At 64.4% G+C, this 21,837-nt stretch carries 19 protein-coding genes; 14 read left to right on the top strand and 5 right to left on the bottom strand.

The genetic code is table 11. The features are described from left to right. Window positions 1-3 precede the first annotated feature (3 nt). From FVW59_RS05585 to FVW59_RS05575, 3 genes are all read left to right on the top strand, one after another. Window positions 4-1,239: an acyl-CoA dehydrogenase family protein gene (locus FVW59_RS05585; protein WP_148063247.1), complete on the top strand. Its 1,236-nt coding sequence runs from the start codon at window positions 4-6 to the stop codon at window positions 1,237-1,239. Between the two features lie 22 nt (window positions 1,240-1,261). Then, window positions 1,262-2,389: an acyl-CoA dehydrogenase family protein gene (locus tag FVW59_RS05580; RefSeq protein ID WP_148063246.1), complete on the top strand. Its 1,128-nt coding sequence runs from the start codon at window positions 1,262-1,264 to the stop codon at window positions 2,387-2,389. A gap of 112 nt (window positions 2,390-2,501) precedes the next feature. Beyond that, on the top strand, window positions 2,502-3,758 hold the full coding sequence (locus FVW59_RS05575; RefSeq protein ID WP_148063245.1) for a hypothetical protein: 1,257 nt from the start codon (window positions 2,502-2,504) through the stop codon (window positions 3,756-3,758). 20 nt (window positions 3,759-3,778) lie between these two features. Here FVW59_RS05575 and FVW59_RS05570 read toward each other — a convergent pair whose 3' ends face one another. From FVW59_RS05570 to FVW59_RS05560, 3 genes are all read right to left on the bottom strand, one after another. Continuing rightward, window positions 3,779-4,450 carry a PaaI family thioesterase gene (locus FVW59_RS05570; RefSeq protein WP_148063244.1) on the bottom strand — a complete coding sequence of 224 codons (672 nt, stop codon included), beginning with the start codon at window positions 4,448-4,450 and terminating at the stop codon, window positions 3,779-3,781. Between the two features lie 16 nt (window positions 4,451-4,466). Beyond that, window positions 4,467-5,618: an epoxide hydrolase family protein gene (locus tag FVW59_RS05565; RefSeq protein ID WP_148063243.1), complete on the bottom strand. Its 1,152-nt coding sequence runs from the start codon at window positions 5,616-5,618 to the stop codon at window positions 4,467-4,469. A gap of 128 nt (window positions 5,619-5,746) precedes the next feature. After that, on the bottom strand, window positions 5,747-7,144 hold the full coding sequence (locus FVW59_RS05560; RefSeq protein WP_148063242.1) for an SDR family NAD(P)-dependent oxidoreductase: 1,398 nt from the start codon (window positions 7,142-7,144) through the stop codon (window positions 5,747-5,749). Window positions 7,145-7,337: 193 nt separating this feature from the next. On the opposite strand from FVW59_RS05560, the gene FVW59_RS05555 reads away from it, so the two are divergent. Both FVW59_RS05555 and FVW59_RS05550 read left to right on the top strand, forming a co-directional pair. Continuing rightward, on the top strand, window positions 7,338-8,063 hold the full coding sequence (locus FVW59_RS05555; RefSeq protein ID WP_246139643.1) for a class D sortase: 726 nt from the start codon (window positions 7,338-7,340) through the stop codon (window positions 8,061-8,063). A 12-nt stretch (window positions 8,064-8,075) separates the two neighbouring features. Continuing rightward, on the top strand, window positions 8,076-8,630 hold the full coding sequence (locus tag FVW59_RS05550) for a hypothetical protein (protein WP_148063241.1): 555 nt from the start codon (window positions 8,076-8,078) through the stop codon (window positions 8,628-8,630). Between the two features lie 104 nt (window positions 8,631-8,734). Here FVW59_RS05550 and FVW59_RS05545 read toward each other — a convergent pair whose 3' ends face one another. Further along, window positions 8,735-9,067, bottom strand: a complete 333-nt coding sequence (locus FVW59_RS05545; protein ID WP_246139642.1) for a hypothetical protein — start codon at window positions 9,065-9,067, stop codon at window positions 8,735-8,737. 141 nt (window positions 9,068-9,208) lie between these two features. Here FVW59_RS05545 and FVW59_RS05540 point away from each other — a divergent pair, with 141 nt between their 5' ends. The 9 genes from FVW59_RS05540 (at window position 9,209) to FVW59_RS05500 (ending at window position 20,594) form a co-directional block, all read left to right on the top strand. After that, complete coding sequence (locus FVW59_RS05540) at window positions 9,209-10,294, top strand: alpha/beta hydrolase (RefSeq protein WP_148063240.1); 1,086 nt, start codon at window positions 9,209-9,211, stop codon at window positions 10,292-10,294. Further along, window positions 10,291-11,043 (top strand): lysophospholipid acyltransferase family protein, encoded by a 753-nt coding sequence (locus tag FVW59_RS05535; protein ID WP_148063239.1) that lies wholly within the window; start codon window positions 10,291-10,293, stop codon window positions 11,041-11,043. The genes FVW59_RS05540 and FVW59_RS05535 overlap by 4 nt, the downstream gene beginning before the upstream one ends. A gap of 85 nt (window positions 11,044-11,128) precedes the next feature. Then, a complete protein-coding gene (locus tag FVW59_RS05530; RefSeq protein WP_246139641.1) occupies window positions 11,129-13,054 on the top strand; it encodes an aminotransferase class I/II-fold pyridoxal phosphate-dependent enzyme in 1,926 nt (641 codons plus the stop codon). Window positions 13,055-13,130: 76 nt separating this feature from the next. Beyond that, window positions 13,131-13,850 carry a dienelactone hydrolase family protein gene (locus FVW59_RS05525; RefSeq protein ID WP_148063238.1) on the top strand — a complete coding sequence of 240 codons (720 nt, stop codon included), beginning with the start codon at window positions 13,131-13,133 and terminating at the stop codon, window positions 13,848-13,850. Between the two features lie 24 nt (window positions 13,851-13,874). After that, window positions 13,875-14,483, top strand: a complete 609-nt coding sequence (gene maiA / locus FVW59_RS05520) for a maleylacetoacetate isomerase (RefSeq protein WP_148063237.1) — start codon at window positions 13,875-13,877, stop codon at window positions 14,481-14,483. A gap of 66 nt (window positions 14,484-14,549) precedes the next feature. Beyond that, a complete protein-coding gene (locus FVW59_RS05515) occupies window positions 14,550-16,061 on the top strand; it encodes an acetyl-CoA acetyltransferase (protein ID WP_148063236.1) in 1,512 nt (503 codons plus the stop codon). Between the two features lie 163 nt (window positions 16,062-16,224). Continuing rightward, window positions 16,225-17,433, top strand: a complete 1,209-nt coding sequence (locus FVW59_RS05510; protein ID WP_148063235.1) for an acetyl-CoA C-acetyltransferase — start codon at window positions 16,225-16,227, stop codon at window positions 17,431-17,433. 26 nt (window positions 17,434-17,459) lie between these two features. After that, window positions 17,460-19,607: a 3-hydroxyacyl-CoA dehydrogenase NAD-binding domain-containing protein gene (locus FVW59_RS05505; protein ID WP_148063234.1), complete on the top strand. Its 2,148-nt coding sequence runs from the start codon at window positions 17,460-17,462 to the stop codon at window positions 19,605-19,607. A gap of 141 nt (window positions 19,608-19,748) precedes the next feature. After that, window positions 19,749-20,594 carry a TauD/TfdA dioxygenase family protein gene (locus tag FVW59_RS05500; protein ID WP_148063233.1) on the top strand — a complete coding sequence of 282 codons (846 nt, stop codon included), beginning with the start codon at window positions 19,749-19,751 and terminating at the stop codon, window positions 20,592-20,594. Between the two features lie 53 nt (window positions 20,595-20,647). Here FVW59_RS05500 and FVW59_RS05495 read toward each other — a convergent pair whose 3' ends face one another. Then, window positions 20,648-21,820, bottom strand: coding sequence for an acyl-CoA dehydrogenase family protein (locus FVW59_RS05495; RefSeq protein WP_148063232.1), 1,173 nt, complete (start codon window positions 21,818-21,820; stop codon window positions 20,648-20,650). Window positions 21,821-21,837: the final 17 nt, after the last annotated feature.

Here is a 21,837-nt window from a genome sequence, read left to right as displayed (position 1 = left end):
CTGATGTCGGATTCAGCCCATAGAGACTCCCCGGAGCAGGCGGAGTTTCGCCAGTACTGCCAGGACTGGCTGGCGAACAATACCCCCGGTGAACCGCCGGTACGCCTGCCCCAGAGCGCCCTGGAAATCATGACCGAGGCGCAGCTTGCCTACCTGCAGGACTGGCAGAAGGCGGCCTATGACGCCGGCCTGGTCGGCTGTGACTACCCGGTGGAGGTCGGTGGCGGCGGCCGCAAGGACTGCCAGCGGATTGCCAACCAGGAAATGATCCGCGCCCGCACACCCTTTTTCCCCAACGTGATCGGGCTCGGCATGGCGGCGCCCACCGTGTTCTATCACGGCCAGGATGCGCTGAAGCAGCAATTGCTGCCGCGCCTGTTCTCCGGTGAGGACATCTGGTGCCAGGGCTTCAGCGAGCCGGGCGCCGGGTCCGACCTGGCGAGTGTGCAGACCTTTGCGGAACGCAAGGGCGACAAGTGGGTGATCAATGGTCACAAGGTGTGGACCTCACTGGCCCATTTCGCCGAGTGGATGATCCTGCTGCTGCGCACCGACAAATCCCACAAGTATGACGGCCTGTCGTATTTTGTCGTGCCGATTCGCTCGGCCCTGGGCAAGGGCGTCACGGTGCGCCCGCTCATCAAGATCACCGGCGAAACCGGCTTCAACGAGGTGATCTTTGACAATCTCGAAGTGGACGACAGCTTCCGCCTGGACGAGCTCGGCAAGGGCTGGCAGGTCGCCATGACCACGCTGCTGCACGAACGCGGCGCCGGCGAATTGCAGACCCCGCGCTCCGGCGGCATGACAAGTCGCTCCACCCACGAAACCAAGGCCGCTGCGGTCATGGATCTGGCCCGCAACACACCGCGCGGGGAGGGCTGTGCCGCCGCCGACCCTCTGTTGCGCGACCGCTTGATGCAGGCAGTGATTCGCGAAAAGGCGTTTGAGCAGAGCCAGCGCCGCTCCCGGGTACAGCCCTTGCTGGATCACCCCATGCGCCTCCCGTTGCAGAACAAGCTGCTGGCCAGTGAAATTGCCCAGGAAGTGTCTGAACTGGCGCTGGATGTCGCCGGCCCTGCCGGGTCCCTGTACCTGGCGGATGCCAATGCGCCCGCTGGAGGCCAGTGGCCACTGGCCTATATGAACACCTTTGGTATGACCATCGCCGCCGGTACCAGCGAGGTTCAGCGCAATATTCTTGGCGAGCGCGTGCTCGGCATGCCCAAGTCCAAGTAACCGGCCGAACAAGGAGAACAACATGTCACAACCCAATGACTTTGGCTTCGGTGAAGAGGCGGCCCTGCTGAAGGACTCGGCGCGCAAATTTTTTGCCGACAACCTGCCGGTGGACGCCCTGCACCGGCTGGTCGCGGACAACCCCGATCCAGATCGCGCGCCGGCGGTGATCTGGCGCGAAGATCTGTGGCAACAGATGGTGGAACTCGGCTGGAGCATGCTGGCAGTGCCGGAAGCGGCCGGCGGGCTCGGTATGCCGCTGGTGGCCGTGGCCGGCCTGGTGGAGGAACTGGGTCGTGCGGCCTTTCCCTGCCCGCTGCTGGGTACCCTGAATGCCACCTATGTTCTCGCGGCCTGCGGTGATAGCGGCCTGGCGGCGCTGGAAGAAATCTGTGGCGGTCGGTCCGCGGCGCTGGCGCTGACCGGCGCCAGCGGTAGCTGGCAGGCCGCTGATACGCCGCTTACCGTGTCCGGCGGGCGCCTGTCCGGGACTGCCAGCTATGTGCAGGATGCCGGCAAGGCCGACCGCCTGCTGGCGCTGGCCCACTGCGACAGCGGTTTCGCCCTGTACTGGGTGGATGCAAAGGCCGATGGCGTCGCTATTGACAGCGATGCCATCGTCGACCTGACGCGCGATCAGGCCCGGGTGACCTTTAGCGACGTCGAGGCCCTGCGCGTCAGCGACAACGGTCTGGTGGCGGTGAATCAGGCGATGCCGGCCATCTGGACACTGCTGGCGGCCGATATGGCCGGCGCGGCGGAGTGGCAACTGCAGACAACGGTGGAGTATGTCAGCACCCGCAAGCAGTTTGAGCGTCCGCTGGGTTTCTTCCAGGCGGTGAAGCACCCGCTGGTGGATGTGATGATCCGGATCGACGAGACCCGCTCGCTGCTCTATAACGCGGCCTGCGCCTGGGACCACGAGCCGGAGAAGGCGGCCCAGTATGCCCATATGGCCAAGGCCAGCGCCAGTGACCTGGCGGGCTATGCGTCGAGCCGCTCCGTGCAGTACCACGGTGGTATCGGGTTTACCTGGGAGTGCTTCGTCCACCTGTACTTTAAACGCCAGAAGCACAGTCAGGTGCTGTTCGGTGACGGCGCCTGGCACCGGGCGCAACTGGCGGATATCCTGCTGCCGGCGGCCGCCTGAGCCGGCGCGGCGTGGACAGCGCCGCGGGCTTCCGTTATAAATACGCAAACGGCCGGAGCGCTGCTGCCTCCCGCTGTTTGCGTCGTATAACGAACACAACAGCCGGGGCCTGATGCAGCGCAATACTGCCGAGAACACCATTACTTTCAGCACCGACGATCTGGTGCTGTTTCGCCAGTCTCCCTTTGCCAGCTGGATGGAGCGCCTGACGCTGGAAAACCCGCGCCACGGCATCCCGCCGGACGCCGGCAGTGTTGCTCCCCTCAGTGTCACCCGTCCCCAGAACGCTTTTGCCGCAACCCTGCGCGCCAGTGGTCGACGCTTTGTCCAGATCGACTGGGAGCCGGGTGCACACCAGCGCAGCGCAGCGACCCTGGAGGCCATGCGCAGGGGCATCGACTTCATCGTCGACGGGCAGCTGACGGTGGGGCCACTGAGCGACAGTGTGAACCTCCTGATGCGCACCAGCGGTTTTTCCGAACTGGGGGACTACCTCTACCTGCCCTGTGATACCACCGGCAAGCACGGCGCGGATGCGGGTTTCCGGCTCTGTTTTGCGGCAGATCTCCTGCATTCCCTGCAGGGGCAGTTACCGCCGCAGCTGATCGAGATCCGCCGCGGCGAAGAGCTCAATGCGCTGGAAGCCGAGCGGCACATCTATTACTACCGGGCAGTGAAGCAGCGCTTCATGCTGGCCCAACGCAATTTTCGCAAGCATCGCATGCCGGACCCCTCGGAGTCGGCCAGTTGCGGACGCTGGTATACCTGCGCCAACGAGGTATTGCGCCAGCGTTTGCACCAGCGCCGGGAGCCCGGCGAGAGCCGTGCGGACCAGCAGTTCGCCGAGGCGGTGGCCGATACGCAGGTTGCGATTGCCGCCGCTGCCCCCGAGCGCCGTGTTGCAGCGGGGCAGGGCGGTACGACGGTGGAGACAACAGGCGGGACACTGGCGGAGCAGGCCCGAACGCTGGCCGGGCAAACCGTGGCCAGCCGCGATACGGGCACCAGTGCACCCGCGCCGCGCCTGGAGCCCCTCGCGTTTATTGCCGAAAGTCCCCGCCCACCGGAGCTTATGCGGGACAGGTCGGGCGGAGACACCGTGGAGAGGGAAGTGACACGTCGTGCGCGACCGGCGCCGGGCCCCGGGCTGGAGACGGGAGATCACGAGGCAGAGGTGGCGCAACAGCCACTCGCTTCCCTGGTGGATGCCGATACCCCCTTGCCCCACCCCCTGGACACGCCCGGATTCAACGTGACGGCCTACCGGCGCCCGGCGCGCACCGCGCCGCCTCACCAGGCCTTTAGCGCGATTCTGCGAACGGGAGACGACGAAGAGGCGGGAGCGGACAGCGAGTCAGAGTTGCGCTGAACTTTTCTGTCTGAGTGGTTCTACCGGGCCAGGGTCTGGAGCGGGCGCTGCGGTTCGATGAACAAACCCTCCGCGGTGGCGGTGACCTTGCCTCCGGCCAGCATTTCACCGCGCATGACGGTCTTGCGGCCGACGGTTTCTGCCATTTCGGCGCGCAATGTCAGGTCGGTGTCCAGCGGGGTGGGGCGCAGGTAGCGCACGCTCAAGGACCCGGTCATGCCCGGCCGCCCGCCGGCGATCTGGGCCATGCCCAGGAACTGGTCAAAGATGGCGGCCACATAACCCCCGTGGACAAACCCCGGCGGACCTTCGTAGGCGTGGTGGCAGCGTGCAACGCCGTGAGCCACGGCACCTTCCAGCCAGATGTTAAGTCCCGGTGCCAGCGGGTTGCTGTGGCCGCCCACGGCGTTCAGTTCGTGGTTGATCTGGCCGTAGTTGCCGTGATCGCCGGTTTTTACGAAGGCCAGTGTGCCCAGGCAGCGGGGCGCTGTGGCCAGACTGTCGGCCACTACCTGCAGGTCGGCGGTGCGCGCCTCGATCTCTTCCACGCTGGCGTTGCAGGTGACGGCCAGTTCGTTGAGCTGGTGCAGCACCCGGGCCAGTTTGCGTTTGGCGGCCCACTCGCGGGTATGGGGAGGTGTAATTTCCTCCGAGGCATAGGGATTGAACACAGGGTCTGTCAGATCGAACATTCGTAAACTCCGGGGCCTAGCGCAGGCTGCGGAAGGCGCTGCGCACTTCCTGCACAAACAGTTCCGGCTGTTCGAAGGCGGCGAAATGCCCACCCCGGTCCAGTTCGTTCCAGTGGATCAACTGGGTAAAGCGCTTCTCGGCCCAGCGCCGGCTGCTGCGAAAAATTTCTTTGGGGAAAATAGAGCAGCCCACCGGGATGTGTATCGGGTCGAGATTGGGTGTGGCAAAGCTTTCCCAGTACAGTCGGGCTGAACTGGCGGCGCAATTGTTGAGCCAGTAGAACATCACGTTGTCGAGCATCTCGTCGCGACTGAGTACATTTTCGGGGTGTTTGACACCGTCGCGCTCGCAGTCCGTCCAGGCGTAGAACTTCTCCAGAATCCAGGCCAGTTGACCGGTGGGTGAGTCCGCCAGCGCGTAGCCGAGGGTCTGGGGGCGGGTGGATTGCTGCTTTGAGTAACCCGAATCCCACTGCTGGTAAAAATTCATCGATTCCAGCGCCGCCTGCTCGGTGGCCGTCAGTTGATCCATGGTCTCGGGGTCCGGCATGACGATGGGCATGTTGATGTGGATGCCCGCGCAATGCGCTGTCTCGGTCTGGCCGATACTCTGGGTGACCATGCTGCCCCAGTCGCCGCCCTGGGCGACGTAGCGTTCGTAGCCGAGGCTGGCCATCAGATTGCCCCACATGCGGCCGATGCGCTCGACACCGGTGCCGGCCGTTGCGGGCTTGGCGCTGAAGCCGTATCCGGGCAGCGAAGGTGCCACCACGTGAAATGCATCGCCCGCCACGCCGCCGTGGGCCACCGGGTCGGTCAGTGGGGCGATGACTTTACTGAATTCCACCACGGACCCCGGCCAGCCGTGGCTGATGATCAGTGGCAGGGCGTCTGGTTCCGGGCTGCGGGCGTGGACGAAATGAATGTCGAGGCCGTCGATTTCGTCGATGAACTGGGGCCACCGGTTCAGCGCCGTTTCGCGTTCGCGCCAGTTGTACTGCTCGCGCCAGTAGCGCGCGACTTCACGCACATAGTCCAGGGGGATGCCCTGGCTCCAGTCGGGAACCGTTTCAGCCTCCGGCCAGCGTGTGGCGTCAAGCCGGGCGTGCAGGTCACTGATGGTGGCGTCGTCGATGTCGATGCTGAAGGGGCGGGCAGATGCAGGCACGGGGCCTCCTGACGATTGATTTTTTTGCCGCCAATCACGTTAGCCGCGGCGGAGGTGCTTTGCAATACGGGGGAGGGCAGCCGCCGGATTCGCCGGCTGGTGGTTCAATTGCTGAGGCCGGACAGGGCTCAGCCCGGGCGGTACTCCGACAGCAGTTCGAGCAGCGCTGTGCGCTCCTCTGCACTTTCTTCCGTGCGCTTTAGCAGGTGGGTCGTACGCGGCTCCCTGTCGAGAAAAAGCCTGCCGCTGACCAGCCCGGCCTCCCGGGCGCGGGCCAGCCAGACCATGGTGTCGGCGCCCTGTTCCGGGCTGCGCAGGAGGGGGGCGGTGAGGCGACGAAAAGCAGGCAGTGCACTGGCCACCCCCGGGGTGTCGGCCCAGCCCGGGTGCATGGCATTGACGACAATGCCGTGATCGCGCCACTCGTCGGCCAGGTATTCGGTGGCGATCATCAGCGCGCGTTTGGCCTGCGCGTAGGCGACACTGCCATTGTAGTGTTCCGACTGGCCTGTCAAACATCGCAAGTCAAGTCGCTGGGTATACATGCCGCCGGACACCACGTTGACCACCCGCGCGTCGCCGCTTTGAACCAGCAGCGGCTGCAGGGCCGTGGTCAGGCGCCAGGGTGAAAGCAGCAGCAGCGCATAGCTCTGCTCCATGCCTTCAGCGGTAATCGTCTTGTCGTTGAACAGTGCGCCGGCGTTATTGATCAGTGCATCGATCGGCCTGCCGCGTTGCAACAGGCGTGCGCAGAGATCGTCAACCGCCTGCAACAGGCTGAGGTCGGCCAGTTCGAGGTGAATGTCGCTGTTGCCACTCGCCGCCTGCAGTGACTCGACCAGGTCTTTGCCGCGACTCTGGTCCCGGACGACCAGAGTTAGCGCGGCACCGGCCTCTGCCAGGGAGCGGGCGGCGGCTTCGCCGAGACCCGAGGTGGCCCCGGTAATGATCATGTGGCGCCCGCTTATGTCTGTGCTGCAGGGCTTCCAGCGCTTTTTCCCGCGCTGGTAGCCGTAGCGGGTGAAGTGGGCTATGCCGGGAAGTAGCCAGCGATCGGCGCACTCGGTATCCGCCCGGGGTACCGGCGCGGCGTTGTCGTCGCTGAGGGCCTCCTCGAGACCTTCCATGGTCCGCTGACCCATTGCCACGAATTTTTCCGGGTGCTGTTGCAGGTAGCGCTCGATCGCAGCGGGAAAGCGGAAGCTGGCCCGGTAGTCGATCAGGCAGCCGTCATTCTCAGGGTGCAGGATAATTTCGTCGTCGACATCAAACAGCCTGGAACTGCCGCTCAGTCGCAGGCAGCGCCCCGCCTCCAGGTGGGTAAGGCGGTAGGTAACCCGGATGCTGCCAAGCGGCAGCGCGCAGTTCAGTTCAAAGCGGCTTCCCACCCGCGGCGGGCCGCTGTCGAGTCGGCGGGCGGACAGGGTGGTGGGGTCCCATTCGGCAGCAGAACTGAAATCCGCCAGGTAGTTGAACACGGCGGTCGGGCTGCGGGGAACGGTACATTGTTCGTGCAATTCCAGCATGGGGCGTCCTGCTATAGTCTCAGCCAAGTATACGCGGAGGGCGCGCGGGCGGTTCACTGGCTGGAAATCTGCGTATTTCGGTCAATTGGCCCGTGATGGAGGTGGCAATTTCCCGATTGCGGGTTAGACTCAGGCTTAAAGGCATGTTACTGCGCATTTTTCGCGCAGGCCGAACGGGGGATTCAAAGCGTTCATGTTGACTGACTGGCGCAAGCTGCTGATGCGAAGTGGAGAGTGGGCCTGCTACGGAGCGGGCCTGGTCTGTTCCGGCTTCTTTGTCAGTCAGCTGGCGGTTGGCGAGGTTGACCGGCGCAGCGATATTGCCGCCTTTGAAAACCTGCAGGCGGCAGTGGCGGAGACGCCCGCCCCGGGCAGCGACCTGCCGGCAGCGTCCGACGCTCTCCCGGAACGCCTTGCCTCGCTCCCCATCGATGCAATTCCCGCACCGGACACCGCCCTGTGGTCGCCGGGGCGTATCGCCGACTACCAGGCCAGCCTGCAACAGGCGCTGCCGCCGGTGCTCGGCATCCTGAACCTGCCTTCCCTGGCCCTGGAGCTTCCGGTGTACTCCACCGACTCGGAACTGACCATGGACCGCGGCGCCGGTGTGATTGACGGTATGGCCTATCCCCACGAGGGTGGGAATATCGGCATCGCCGGCCACCGCGACGGCTATTTCCGGGCGCTGAAGGATATCCAGCCCGGCGACCCCATCGTGTTGCAGACCCTCTTCGGGCCCAAGCACTTTACGGTCGATCACACCAGGATTGTCGAAATCGAGGATACTCACGTGCTCGCTGATACCGACGAGCAACGCCTGACCCTCGTGACCTGCTACCCCTTCTATTTCGTCGGGCACGCGCCACAGCGCTTTGTTGTGACCGCTTCGCTGGACAATACCTATGTCAATCGAAATTAAGGAGGAATTGACATGCTCAAGAAGTTGATCGTAGCAACCGGTGTGACCGCCGCCCTGAGCCTTAGCGGGCAAGTGGCTGCCCAGTCCGCCCCGACCTGTGCCGATATCGAGTGGTCCGCTTCTGTGACCGCGGAGTATCCCGATATCGCGGAGTCCTGTCAGGGCGTCTATGAAAAGAACGGCGAGCTGTATGCCAAGGCCACTGTTGAGGTGCTGCGGGTGCGGGGTAATCGGGTTACCTTCCGTCCCCTTCATACGGATGGCACCAAAGGCGAAAGTCACAGCATTCAGGTGCCCAGCAGCTGGCGCGCTGACATCGCGGGTCGCAAATACCGCGCCAGCGAACTCAGCCGGGGCCAGGAGTTGAATGTTTACCTGCCCCACGACCGCTGGGCCCTGGCCGTTGTCGATGAAAGCAGCCCGGACGAGGTGGAAGTCATCGTGATCGAAGAAGAGGTGGTGGAGATGCCGACCACTGCCAGCCCGCTGTTCCTGTTCGGCCTCGCCGGCGGCGCGCTGCTGTCACTGGGTGGCCTGTTCACCGCATTGCGTCGTCGTATCGGCTAAGGCGTTCCGGTGTAGCAACTCATGGGGCCCGCGGGCCCCTTTTTCTTTCACTGGGACTGGCGTTTGCGGGTGGCCGTCCTGCGCCGGCATTCCGGGTGCGGAGCTCAGTCCTGCTCCCACACTTTACGCAAGGGTTCGCCAAAGTCGTCGTAAATGATCTTGCGGCGGGGTTTCGGCAGGCGCGATCGCTTGGGTTGGGGGCTGCGCTTGAGCAGGCTCTTGCGGCGCTCCTCAATGGCTGCGACCACCTCGGGCACCAGGGTGCGAGTGGTCCGCGGTTCCACAAACAGGCGCCGGCCCTGGGGGCCGCTGGTGAGAGACTCGTTGCCGCTCACGCCCCGGGGTACGGCCGTGACCTTTCCGCCGCCGTGCAGGAAGCGTTCGGTCGCGCGTTCCAGGTCGGCGCGCATGTCGGCTTTGGAGAGGAGTTTTTTCACTTGGCCTCAGGGCTGAAGTCGGCGCTACAAACCACCTAGTATAGCGCTGGCCCTCAGTAAATGCAGGGTCGTCGTTGTGGCATTTTGTCTGGCGCAGGCATTCTGGTTTAATGCACCCCATTGTTCCGAGGAGAGTCCCCCATGTTCTGGTTCCTGGTCGCCGTGGCCGCGGTGTGCGTGTTCACCGTGTTCAAGTTGCGCGGCGCCAATCTCGCCTATCTCGATGACGTTTATCCAAACACCGAGGCAGAACCCTCCCCCGGACACCAGGGCGTCGTGGATTATCTCGGTGAGCTGGCCCGCTCCAGCCAGGGTGTGCGCGGCAGGGCGCGGCTGGAGCTGACGCGGAAGAACATGGATGCCATCAGCGACGGGCGCGATTTCAGCAGCCGTTTTGTGCCGGTTGATGAAAACGGGGTGCGCGGGGAGTGGGTGCTTGCGCCCGGTTGTCACCCTGACCAGCGCCTGCTGTACATCCACGGTGGCGCCTGGGTAGCCGGAAGCCCGGTCAGTCATCGCAGCATCACCGACAGGCTCTCCGTCCTGAGTGGCTGCGCGGTGCTTTCCCTGGATTACCGTTTGATGCCGGAATACCGGCGCAGGGACGGTATCGAGGATTGCCGCGCGGCCTACCAGTGGCTGCTGGCAAATGGTCCGGAGGGTGCAGGCTCCGCCACCTTCATGGCTGTGGCCGGTGATTCTGCCGGCGGCAACCTGGCCCTGTCCCTGATTGCCTGGATTCGCGACGAGGGAATGCCCCAGGTCCATGCGGCAGTGGCCTTTTCGCCGGCCACCGACAGCACCCTGACATCCCCCAGCCTCAGCGCCAACCTGGCCACTGACCCCATGCTCGGCCCTTTGTTCGGGGGGCTGACCAGGATTCCGCGGCCGCTGCTGTGGTGGGGTAGCTGGCTCAGCACTCGCTTTTTGCCCTCCGACCCGGTGGTTTCGCCGGTACGCGGTGACCTGCGCGGCCTGCCGCCGGTCCTGGTACAGGCCAGTGAGGCCGAGATGTTACTGGACGATGCCCGCCGCTATGTGCGCCGGGCGCAGAAGGCCGGGTCGCCGGTGCAGCTGGAAACCTGGCCGCACATGGTGCATGTCTGGCAGATATTCAATCCGGAATTGCCCGAGGCCGGGGCCGCCCTGGCCAGTGTTGCCCGCTTCCTGATTGGCGCTGGCGCGCGGGGCCCCGCAGCTTTGACCGGTGAGGGGGTGGATCGATGAATGCTATCCGCTCCCTGCTGGTATTTTTGTGGATGGTAGTCAGCGTGATTCCCATTGGCGTGCTATTGCTGCTGGGCTCATTGGTGGTGCGGGATGAAAAGCTCTGGTGGTGGTTTGCGGTGCCCTGGCTGCGCGGGGTGATTATCATCGCCAAGGTGATCGGCGGGGTGCGCTACCGGGTGCACGGGGCAGAGAACCTGCCAGCCAGCGACGACATGCGCCGCATAGTGCTGTGCCCCAAGCACCAGTCTACCTGGGAGACTTTCTTTTTTCCGAGTATGACGCCCCACCCGCTGGCCTATGTGTTCAAGAAGGAATTGCTGGCCATCCCCATTTTTGGCTGGTGCATGGCGCGCCTGGGCATGATTCATATCGACCGCAGCAAGCGCACCGAGGCCTGGAACCGGGTGGCGGAGCAGGGCGCCGAGCTGATGGACCGGGGCAAATGGGTGATTATGTTCCCCGAGGGTACCCGCACCGAGCGCGGCAAGCGCGGGTCCTACAAAACCGGGGCTACCCGGCTGGCGGTCGCGACCGGCGCCAGCGTGATTCCGGTGGCAGTGACCTCGGGGCGCTGCTGGCCGCGGCGCTCCTTTTCGTTTATTCCGGGGGTGGTGGATGTATCCATCGGCGCTCCGGTACCCTCTATCGGTCGCCAGCCCGCCGAGTTGATGGATGAGGTGGAGCGCTGGATCGAAGCCGAAATGCGACGCCTGGATCCCGAGGCCTACCCCCGCGAGGCCGCCTGATCGTCGCCGTCCGCAGGAGTTGCCGGTTCAATCTGCGTCACCCGCGCCCTACACTGGGCCCGTTCAATAACCGCGAGGAGGCTCTGTGAGTCCCAAGCCAGTCCTGGTCGCTGTCGTCAGCGGCGATAAGCCCTTTCTCGAGCAGTTACTCTCTGCGCTGGCCCGCAGTGCCGCCAGCGACACGCGTCGCCGCGGCGACTTCGAGTTGCAGTTTGTGTCCTGTGCCGATACCGCGAGCTTGCTGCACCTCGCCGCCGAGCGGGGTGCGCTGCAGGCCGTGGTGATGGATGTGCCGGGCCTGGCAGAGGGCGGCCAGGTGCCTGAGCTGCGCCGCCTGCGGCCGGAACTGGATCTGTTCCTGATGGTCGATGACGAGGGGGCCGGGATCGAGGGCAGGGCGGAGCTGCTGGATCGGGCCGACGTCAGTCCGGGGCAGCTCTACCGCCAGTTGCGCAGTGCTGTTGCACGCCGCGCACGGACCCCTTTCGCCGATACCCTGCGGGATTATGTTTACAGCGCCAAGGACGCCTGGCACACCCCGGGTCACTCCGGCGGTGATAGCCTGCGCGACAGTCCCTGGGTGGCGGACTTTTACCAGCTGATGGGGGAACACATTTTCAATACCGACCTGTCGGTGTCGGTGCAGGCGCTGGACTCCCTGCTGGAACCTCACAGTGTGATCCAGGAGGCGCAGGAACTGGCGGCGGAGGCGTTCGGCGCCCGCCACACCTTCTTCGTCACCAATGGCACCTCCACCGCCAACAAGGTCATCGTGCAGCACCTGCTGGGTTCCGGCGGCAAGGTGATTCTCGATCAGGCCTGCCACAAGTCGGTGCACCACGCGGTCATCCTGTTCGGTGCCGAGCCGGTTTACCTGCCGGCCTCGGTGAACCGGCGTTACGGCATGTACGGGCCGGTGCCGAGGGTGGCGATCGATGCCGCCCTGGAAGCCCACCCGGATGCCAGGCTGCTGGTGCTGACCTCCTGTACCTACGACGGTTTCCGCTACGACCTGGCGCCGATTATCGCCGCGGCTCACCAGCGCGGTATCAAGGTGCTGATCGACGAGGCCTGGTATGCCCACGGTCGCGCCCATCCCGCTTTTCGCCCCAATGCGCTGGACAGCGGCGCCGACTACGTCACCCAGAGCACCCACAAAATGCTCTCGGCCTTTTCCCAGGCCAGTATGATCCACGTGGCGGATCCGGACTTCGACGAGCACCGCTTCCGCGAAAACCTCAACATGCACACCTCCACCAGCCCCCAGTACGCCATGATTGCCAGCCTCGACGTGGCGCGCAAACAGGTCAGCCTGGAGGGCTACAGCCAGTTGCAGCGCTGCCTGGGCATTGCGGCGCGCTTGCGGGAGGGGATTGAGCGCAGCGGGGTTTTCCGGGTGCTGGCGCTGGAAGACATGCTGCCCGAGAGCCTTGCAGAGGACGGTATCCGCCTCGACCCGCTCAAACTGAGCGTGGATGTCAGCGCCTCGGGGATGAGCGCCCGCGAGGTGCAGCTGGCACTGTTCGAGGACTACGGCATCCAGATTGAAAAGGTCACCCACAACACTTTTACCGTGCTGGTCACGCTCGGCGCCACCCAGAGCAAGGTGCTGAGGCTGCTGAATGCCCTGCAGAAACTGGCCGCCCGCGGCCCGGTAGCCGGTGCCTCAGAGGCGTCCGACGTGCCGGTCAGTGCACTGCCGCCCCTGTCGGACTTCGCCGTGCTGCCGCGAACTGCCTTCTTCGGGGCCTCGCGGGAGCAGGCACTGGACTGTGAAGCCGGGGGCATCAACGAGGAATTGGTCGGCGCGGTCAGTGCGGACCAGGTGGTGCCCTATCCGCCGGGGATTCCCGCACTGAACCCCGGCCAGGTGATCACCCGCGAAGTGGCGAGCTATCTGCTGGCGCAGTATCGCAGCGGCAATGGTATTGAACTGCATGGCCTGGTGGAGCGGGGCGGACGGCCCTATTTGCGCATCTCCCTGGTTGAGCAGGGCCTCACACCTTCCTGAGGCCCCGGCAGCCTGGCTGGCGGCGCTGGCCTGTAATAGGCTATGGCCCCCATCGCAAACAATACCGGACGCAACCATGCCTATTCAGACCCGCGAAGTGGAATACCAGTACCAGTCGCAGACCTTTGCCGCTCTGCTGGCATGGGACGACAGCCGTGAGGGGCCCCGCCCGGCGGTCGCGATAGCCCACACCTGGGCGGGCCGTGGCGATTTCGAGGAGGGCCGGGCGCTGGCGCTGGCGGACATGGGTTATGTCGCCATGGCGCTGGACGTTTACGGCAAGGGCGTGCACGGCAGCAGCCCGCAGGAAAACCAGCAACTGATGGCGCCGCTGAAGGCCGATCGCGCCCTGCTGCAGGGGCGTTTGCTGGCCGGTGTAGAGGCCATGGCGGGGCAGGCTGAAACCGATGCCACGCGGATGGCCGCTATCGGCTACTGCTTTGGCGGGCTGTGCGCGCTGGACCTGGCCCGGATCGGTGCGCCCCTGCGTGCCGTGGTGAGCCTGCACGGACTGTTTGACGCACCGGACAACACCGCCGGTAACCGCATTGCAGCCAGCGTGCTCTGTCTGCACGGCTACGACGACCCGATGGCCCCGCCGGAATCGGTGCTGGCGCTGGCCAGCGAGATGTCCGCCGCCGGTGCCGACTGGCAACTGCACGCCTACGGCAATACGGTACACGCCTTCAGCAATCCCGCCGCCAACAATCCGCAGATGGGCACACTCTACAGCCCCGCCGCGGATCGCCGTTCCTGGCAGGCGTTGGGCAACTTCCTTGAAGAAACACTCGGCTGAGGGCACTGCCCGGGAGAGACCGCCATGGAACTGTTCGATTACATACGCTCCTCCGCCGCCTTCCGGGTACGGATTGCCCTCAACCTCAAGAAGCTGGACTGGGAGACGGTACCTGTTGACCTGCTGCAGGCGGAGCAGCGCGGAGAGGCCTATCGCGCGCTGAACCCCCAGGGGCTGGTGCCGGCGCTGCGGCTCGACAGCGGGGAGATCATCACCCAGTCACTCGCCATCCTGGAGTGGCTGGAGGAGTGCCACCCCGAGCCGGCCCTGTTGCCAGCGGATGCACTGGCGCGTGCCCGGGTGCGATCACTGATGTACGCCGTGGCCTGCGACATCCACCCTCTCAACAACCTGCGGGTGCTCAAATACCTCATCGGCGAACTGGGCCACAGCGAAGAGGAAAAACTGGCCTGGTATCACCACTGGCTGGGGCTGGGTTTTGCCGCACTGGAGCAGCAGGTACAGGGCCCCCGCTACTGTCACGGCGATGCGCTCAGCCTCGCCGATGTCTGCCTGGTGCCGCAGATGTTCAACGCCCGCCGTTTTGAACTGGACCTGGCGCCCTATCCGCGGCTGGTAGCCATCAGCCAGCACCTCGAGAGTCTGGACGCCTTCGTCCGGGCTGCGCCCTGAGTGGGGCCGCACCGGCTTTAGCACGGTGAGTATTTTGCCAACCAAAACTGAAAATAAGGGGAGAACATGAGTGACAATCGGCCCGTACTGATCGGCGTTGCCCAGCAGACCTGGCGCGACAAAGATCCGAGTCGCAGCCTGGTGGACGCACTGGCAGAGGTCAGTGGCGCCGCCCTCCTTGATACCGGCGTCAGCGGCGTCAGCGCAGCGGTGGACACTGTGGTCACAGTGCCTTTTCTGGCCGCCCTGGTGCCGGGCCTGGCGGAACTGCTGCCGGCCAACACCGGCGATGCCCTGTGTCAGCGCCTGGGCCTGACAGCGCAGACGTTCAGCGCCCATGTAGGGGGCAATACGCCCCAGCAAATGGTGAACCATTTCGCCAATCGTCTCGCCCGCGGCGAGAGCCGCGCCGTACTGATCAGTGGCGGCGAACTGATTGCAACGCTCTCGGAGGCGCTGAAAAGCGGCGCCGATGTCAGTCACTGGAAGGCGGGCGGTGCGGTTGAGCCCACCTGGCTGGGGGATAATCGCCGCCCCGCCAGCAAGGTGGAGCAGGCACACGGCCTGTTCGAGCCGGTAAATACCTATCCCCTGTTCGAGAGCGCCCTGCGCCATGCCCGCGGCTGGTCGCAGCCGGAGCATCTGGCGGTTCTCGGGCAGTTGATCAGTCGCATGAGTGAGGTGGCTGCCGCCAACCCCCACGCCTGGCGAAGACAGGCCTGGACAGCGCAGGAGGCGATCTCCACCGCGAACCGCAACCGCATGATCAGCTACCCCTACACCAAGGTGATGAATGCGATCCTGGCGGTGGATATGGCCACCGCCGTGGTGATGACTACGGCCGGGGTGGCGCGCGAACTCGGGGTGGCACCTGAGCAGATGATCTACCTGCGCGGCGGTGCTGACGGCAACGATATCTGGAATGTCACCGAGCGCCCGGTACTGCACGAGTCGCCGGCCATTCGCGCCTGTGCCGGCTCAGCCCTGGCCCAGGCCGGCCTGTCCATCGAGGATATGGCCCTGTTCGATATCTACAGTTGCTTCCCCTCTGCAGTCCAGGTGGCTTGCGATGCGCTCGGTATCGCCGTCGACGACCCCCGCGGAGTCACGCTGACCGGCGGGCTTACGCTGTTCGGTGGTCCGGGCAACAATTACTCCAGTCACGGTATCGTGGAGATGGTGCAGCAGCTTCGCAGCGGGCGCGGCGAACACGGTATGGTGACCGCCAATGGCAACTACCTGACCAAGCATTCCGTGGGCATTTACAGTCGCCAGCCCGGCGACGAAGTGTGGTCGGAGGCGGGTTGTCGCAACCTGCAGCCCGAACTGGACAGGCTGGACAAGGTGGTGGTGGACGAAGCCCCCAGCGGTCGCGGCACCATCGAAGCCTTTACCGCCAGTTACCAGAACGATGCCCCGGCGCGGGGCATCGTCGTCGGGCGCATGGAGGACGGCCGCCGCTTCGTCGCCAATACCGCCGCCGAGCCGGCGGTACTGGAACGCCTGGTATGTGAAGACCTGGTGGGTGTTGGCGGCCAGGTCAGGCATACGGCGGAGGGCAATCTGTTCAGTTTCTAGCGGTTGCGGCGATGGACATGCCCCGGGGCAGCCCGGGGTGTTACTTGGAGTCAATTTTTTTAAATCCAGGCATCATTGCCCCCGCTGGCTGGCAATCGCAACATAGTGGCCCTCGAGCGGCCCGCGGCCGCTGTTTCTGTACTTCAATGCCAGAGGCCATAACATGTCCAACACCGCGTATATCTACGACGCCGTGCGCACCCCCCGTAGCAAGGGCAAGCGCGACGGCACCCTGCACGAAGTCAAACCGGTCGATCTCGGCGCCGGCCTGCTGCGCGCGCTGCAGGCGCGCCACGACCTGGATACGTCCTACGTAGACGACGTGGTGATGGGCTGCGTGACCCCGGTGGGTGAGCAGGGCTCCGACATCGCCAAGATGATCGTACAGAACGCCGAATGGCACGAATCGGTGGCCGGTGTGCAACTTGACCGCTTCTGCGCCTCCGGCCTGGAAGCGGTGAACATCGCCGCCCAGAAAGTGGCTTCCGGCTGGGAAGACCTGGTAGTCGCCGGCGGTGTCGAGTGCATGTCCCGGGTGCCGATGGGCTCCAACGGCGGCGCCATGGGCGGCGATCCGGCCTTCAGCCTGAAAACCGGCTTTGTGCCCCAGGGTATCGGCGCCGACACCATCGCCACCCTGGAGGGCTGGTCCCGCGAGGACGTGGACGCCTACGCCCTGGCCTCCCAGCAACGCGCCGCCCACGCCCGTGACAATGGCTACTTCGACCGCTCGGTGATCCCGGTGCTGGACAAGAATGGCCTGGTGATCCTGGAGAAAGACGACTTCATCAAGCCGGACACCACCCTGCAAGGTCTGGCCGGCCTCAGGGCCTCCTTTGAAATGCCCGGCAGCATGGGCTTTGACGATGTCATCCTGTCCAAGTACACCACCCTTGACCGGGTCAACCACGTACACACCCCGGGCAACTCCTCGGGCATCGTCGACGGTTCCTCCGCGGTACTGATTGGCAGCGAGAAGGCCGGCAAGGACCTGGGCCTCACGCCCCGCGGCCGCATTGTCGCCACCGCGGTGCTGTCCACCGACCCCATCATCATGCTCACCGGCCCCGGCCCGGCTGCCGAGAAATGCCTGAAGAAGGCCGGCCTGAGCAAGTCCGACATCGATCTGTGGGAAATCAACGAGGCCTTCGCATCGGTCGCCATGCGCTACATGAAGGACCTGGGCATCGACCACGACGTCACCAACGTCAACGGCGGCGCCATTGCCATGGGCCATCCGCTGGGCGCCACCGGCGCGATGCTGGTCAGCACCATGCTCGACGAGCTGGAGCGCCGCGGGCTCAAGCGCGCCATGCTGTCCCTCTGTGTGGGCGGCGGCATGGGTATCTCCACCATCATTGAGCGCGTGTAAGCGGCCGTTAAAAGAGGTTATAGACAATGAGTGTATTCAAGTACGAAAAAGACGCCGACGGCATCGTGACAGTGACCATGGACATGACCGGCCCGGTTAACGCCATGAACCAGGAGTACCGCGAGGCGATGGCCGCGACCATCGAACGCCTGGAAAAGGAAGACGGCCTGAGCGGTGTGGTGCTGGCCTCTGCCAAGAAAGTGTTTTTCGCCGGCGGCGACCTGAACGACCTGCTTGCCGCGCAAAAGGGCGATGAAGCCCTGTTCATGGAAGAGCTGCACAACACCAAGGACCAGTTGCGCCGCCTGGAAAAACTGCCGGTGCCGGTAGTGGCGGCCATCAACGGTGCCGCTCTGGGTGGCGGCTACGAGATCTGCCTGTCCTGTAACCACCGCGTGGCCTGGGACGACAAGGGCGTGATCGTCGGCCTGCCGGAAGTGAGCCTGGGCCTCTTGCCCGGCGGTGGCGGCGTAGTGCGCCTGACCAACCTGCTGGGTTTGCAGAGTGCGCTGCCCTATCTGCTCGAAGGCACCCGGGTCAAAGCCGCCGACGCCAAAGAGCAGGGCCTGGTGGATGAGCTGGTCGCTACCCGCGAGGAACTGGTACCGGCGGCGAAGGCCTGGATTCTGTCCCAGAAGGACAATCCCGATGCCGCGGTGCAGCCCTGGGATCGCAAGGGCTTCAAGATTCCCGGCGGCAACGCCAGCCACCCGGCCATCGCCCAGCTGATCACGGTGATGCCCGCCATGCTGCGGCAGAAGACCCGCGGCCTGCTGCCGGCGCCCGAGGAAATTCTCGACTGCGCCGTCACCGCAGCCCGCCTGGACTTTGATACCGCGTTGCGTGTCGAGTCCCGCAGTCTCGCCTATCTGGTCACCACACCGGTGGCGAAGAATATGATCTCCACCTTCTTCTTCGGCATGAACCGCCTGAACGGCGGCGCCAGCCGTCCCGATGGCATCGAGCCGCGCAAGGTGAAAAAAGTGGGCGTACTGGGCGCTGGCATGATGGGGCAGGGCATTGCCTATGTCTCCGCGATGGCCGGTATCGAGGTGGTGCTGAAGGATATCTCTGCGGAAGCCGCGGAAAAGGGCAAGGCCTACTCCGAGGGCCTGCTGGCCAAGCGCGTCAAGCGCGGCAAAATGAGCGAGGAACAGAAGGCCGATATTCTGGGCATGATCAAACCCAGCGCCGACAACGCCGACCTGCAGGGCTGCGACCTGATCATCGAGGCGGTATTCGAGAACATCGCGTTGAAGCACAAGATTACGCGTGAAATCGAGCCCTGCCTGGCGGAAAACGGGGTGTGGGGTTCCAACACTTCAACCCTGCCGATCACCCAGCTTGCCGAAGCCAGTGAAAAGCCCGAAAACTTTATCGGTATCCACTTCTTCTCCCCGGTGGACAAAATGCCGCTGGTGGAAATTATCTGTGGCGAGAAAACGTCCGACGAAACACTGGCGCGAGCCTTCGACTACGCCAAACAGATTCGCAAAACCCCCATCGTGGTCAATGACTCCCTCGGTTTCTTCACCTCCCGCACCTTTGGTACCTACCTGGACGAGGGCGTGCGCATGCTGAAGGAGGGCGCCAACCCCGTGCAGATCGACAACCTCGGCAAGGCCCTTGGCATGCCGGTCGGGCCGCTGGCGGTCTACGATGAAGTGAGCCTGGAACTGACCCGCAAGGCCCAGCAGACCTGGAAGGACATGGGCGTTGAGGACCAGCACACCGACGCCAGCGTGACCCGCGAAGTGGTCGCCACCATGGTCGAGGAACACGGCCGCGGTGGTCGCCACCACGGCGGCGGTTTCTACGAGTACGCCGAGGACGGCAGCAAGAAGATCTGGCCGGGTCTCTACGACCTCTACTTCGATGCCGATACCCGTATTCCCGAAGCGGATATGAAGGATCGCATGTTGTTCCGCCAGGTCATCGAGTCGCTGAAATGCCTGCAGGAAGGTGTGCTGCGCACGGTGGACGACGGCAACATCGGCTCCATCATGGGGATTGGCGCCCCGGCCTGGACCGGCGGTTTCATCCAGTTCGTGAACACCTTCGGTGTGCAGAACTTTGTCGACCGCTGCCGCGAACTGGCCGCCGCCTACGGCGAGCGTTTCGAGCCGCCGGCCATCGCCGTCGACAAGGCCGCTTCCGGCGAACAGTTCGCCTGATCCTCCCCGTCGCCGGCCCGCCTGCGGGTGGGCCGGCGACAGCCCGAACCCTGCTAATTCGGGGTGCGCTATGGCTGTCACTGTGCTTCACTGCACAGCAGAAACCCTGTTCGACAGACGATAACAAGTAGAGGTGTCGCCATGCGAGTCACCCCCAGTGGCCAGGCCTGCGGCGCGGAAATTACCGGCGTCGACCTGGCGAATGAACTGGACGATCAGACCACTGCCGCCATCCGCGCGGCGTGGCTCGAACATCTGGTGCTGTCCTTCCCCGGCCAGACCCTGAGCGATGACGATCTCGAGCGTTTTACGCGCAGCTTCGGCCCCTTCGGCGAGGACCCCTTCGTGCGCCCGATCCCCGGCCGCGAACACATCATCGCCATTTGTCGCCGCGCCGATGAGACCTCCAGCATCTTTGCCGAAGCCTGGCATACCGACTGGAGCTTTCAGCCACTGCCGCCGGACGGCACCTGCCTGTACGGCATCACCATTCCGCCGGAGGGCGGAGACACTCTGTTCGCCAACCAGCAACTGGCTTTGCGGGACATGCCAGCTGGCCTGAAAAGCCGTATCGAAGGGCGTATTGCGGTGCACTCAGCGGCCGCCGGGTACGCTCCAAAAGGCCTGTATGGCGAGGCCGATCAGGGCGCGAACCGCAGTATGGCGATCGAATCTTCCGAGACTGCCCTGGAAACACAGTTACACCCTTTGATACGCCGTCATCCGGAATCGGGAGTGGATGCGGTGTACGGCTGTATTGGCTATGTCGCCGGAATCGAGGGTATGCCGCAGGACGAGGCCGCCGACCTGTTGCTGGAATTGCACGCCTGGCAGACGCGGCCGGAGTGCATCTACCGTCATCGCTGGCAGGCCAATACCCTGGTGATGTGGGACAACCGCGCGGTTTTGCATCGCGCCACCGGCGGCTACCAGGGCTACGACCGCTTGCTGCACCGTACCACCATCGGTTGTAGCCACGGCTTTTGAACCCGGCGCCGCCGTCGTAGCGGCGGGCGGGGCTTTACTGGTTGCGCGGTCTGCTAGATACCGTACTGGCGGGCGGCGAGGTCGCGCATGATCTCCTCCGAACCGCCGCCAATGGCATTGACCCGCACTTCGCGGTAGATGCGCTCCACCCGGTTGCCCCGCATGTAGCCGATTCCGCCGAGTATCTGCATGGCCTCCCGGGCGCAGAATTCCAGGGTTTCGCTGGCCTGTACCTTGAGCATGGCGATGTCACCCGGGTTGGGTTGCCCGCTGGCGATGCTTTCGTAGCAAATGCGCAGATAGGCCTGGGTGGCATTGATCTTCTGTTTCATCTGGGCAATTTTGTGGCGAATCACCTGGTGGTCGGCAAGGCGCTGGCCAAAGGTTTTTCGTTCACTGGCCCAGGCCACCGCCTCTTCCAGGCAGACTCGCGCCTGGGCTTCCATACTGGCGGCCATGCCCATGCGCTCGCCGTTGAAATTGGTCATGATGACCCGGAACCCGCGGTTCTCCTCGCCGATCAGGTTTTTGACGGGCACGCGCACGTTGTCGAAGTACAGGGTGGCGGTGTCCGAGGCCCACCAGCCCTGCTTGCGGGTGAGTGGCGTGCGGGAGAAACCCCCGGCGTCGGTGGGAATCAGCAGCATGGACACGCCGCCGGCACCTTCCCCGCCGGTGCGGACCGCGGTGGAAACCCAGTTGGCACGCATACCGCCGGTGATGAAGGTCTTGCTGCCATTGACCACATAGTGATCACCGTCGCGGACGGCAGTGGTGCTGATTCCAGCCACGTCTGATCCGGCGCCAGGCTCGGTAATGCCGAGGGAAATGTGCTTTTCGCCCGCCAGTACCGCAGGTGCAACGGCCTGCTTCATCGCCTCGCTGCCCCAGTTGATCACGGGGGGGAGGCCGATACCGTGGACCATGAGGCTGGCATTGATGCCGCCCACGCCGATACGCGCCATCTCTTCCGCGGCGATCCAGCCGAACCAGATGTCGGTGCCCTCGGTGATGCCGCCGTAGGCCTCGGGATAGCCCAAACCCAGCAGGCCGACCGCTGCCGCCTTGGGCCACAGTTCAATCGGAATATGACCGGCCTCATCCCAGTCATCGGCGTAGGGCATGATCTCGGTGTCAATAAAGCGCCGCAACTGCTCGCGCCAGGCGTTGTGGTCATTGGTGAGGTGGGGGTTGGGCAGGCGGGCGGAATCGAAATTCAGCGACATGGCGGTTTCCTGTTCAG

Origin of the sequence: Parahaliea aestuarii, assembly GCF_008064635.1 — a bacterium.
GTDB lineage: Bacteria > Pseudomonadota > Gammaproteobacteria > Pseudomonadales > Halieaceae > Parahaliea > Parahaliea aestuarii.
This window is presented reverse-complemented; position numbering and strand designations above follow the sequence as displayed.

Excerpts from the sequence above, each read along its gene's own strand:
- FVW59_RS05585 (WP_148063247.1), top strand. The coding sequence starts at position 4 with ATGTCGGATTCAGCCCATAGAGACTCCCCGGAGCAGGCGGAGTTTCGC.
- FVW59_RS05580 (WP_148063246.1), top strand. The coding sequence starts at position 1,262 with ATGTCACAACCCAATGACTTTGGCTTCGGTGAAGAGGCGGCCCTGCTG.
- FVW59_RS05575 (WP_148063245.1), top strand. The coding sequence starts at position 2,502 with ATGCAGCGCAATACTGCCGAGAACACCATTACTTTCAGCACCGACGAT.
- FVW59_RS05570 (WP_148063244.1), bottom strand. The coding sequence starts at position 4,450 with ATGTTCGATCTGACAGACCCTGTGTTCAATCCCTATGCCTCGGAGGAA.
- FVW59_RS05560 (WP_148063242.1), bottom strand. The coding sequence starts at position 7,144 with ATGCTGGAATTGCACGAACAATGTACCGTTCCCCGCAGCCCGACCGCC.
- FVW59_RS05555 (WP_246139643.1), top strand. The coding sequence starts at position 7,338 with ATGTTGACTGACTGGCGCAAGCTGCTGATGCGAAGTGGAGAGTGGGCC.
- FVW59_RS05550 (WP_148063241.1), top strand. The coding sequence starts at position 8,076 with ATGCTCAAGAAGTTGATCGTAGCAACCGGTGTGACCGCCGCCCTGAGC.
- FVW59_RS05540 (WP_148063240.1), top strand. The coding sequence starts at position 9,209 with ATGTTCTGGTTCCTGGTCGCCGTGGCCGCGGTGTGCGTGTTCACCGTG.
- FVW59_RS05535 (WP_148063239.1), top strand. The coding sequence starts at position 10,291 with ATGAATGCTATCCGCTCCCTGCTGGTATTTTTGTGGATGGTAGTCAGC.
- FVW59_RS05525 (WP_148063238.1), top strand. The coding sequence starts at position 13,131 with ATGCCTATTCAGACCCGCGAAGTGGAATACCAGTACCAGTCGCAGACC.
- maiA (WP_148063237.1), top strand. The coding sequence starts at position 13,875 with ATGGAACTGTTCGATTACATACGCTCCTCCGCCGCCTTCCGGGTACGG.
- FVW59_RS05515 (WP_148063236.1), top strand. The coding sequence starts at position 14,550 with ATGAGTGACAATCGGCCCGTACTGATCGGCGTTGCCCAGCAGACCTGG.
- FVW59_RS05510 (WP_148063235.1), top strand. The coding sequence starts at position 16,225 with ATGTCCAACACCGCGTATATCTACGACGCCGTGCGCACCCCCCGTAGC.
- FVW59_RS05505 (WP_148063234.1), top strand. The coding sequence starts at position 17,460 with ATGAGTGTATTCAAGTACGAAAAAGACGCCGACGGCATCGTGACAGTG.
- FVW59_RS05500 (WP_148063233.1), top strand. The coding sequence starts at position 19,749 with ATGCGAGTCACCCCCAGTGGCCAGGCCTGCGGCGCGGAAATTACCGGC.
- FVW59_RS05495 (WP_148063232.1), bottom strand. The coding sequence starts at position 21,820 with ATGTCGCTGAATTTCGATTCCGCCCGCCTGCCCAACCCCCACCTCACC.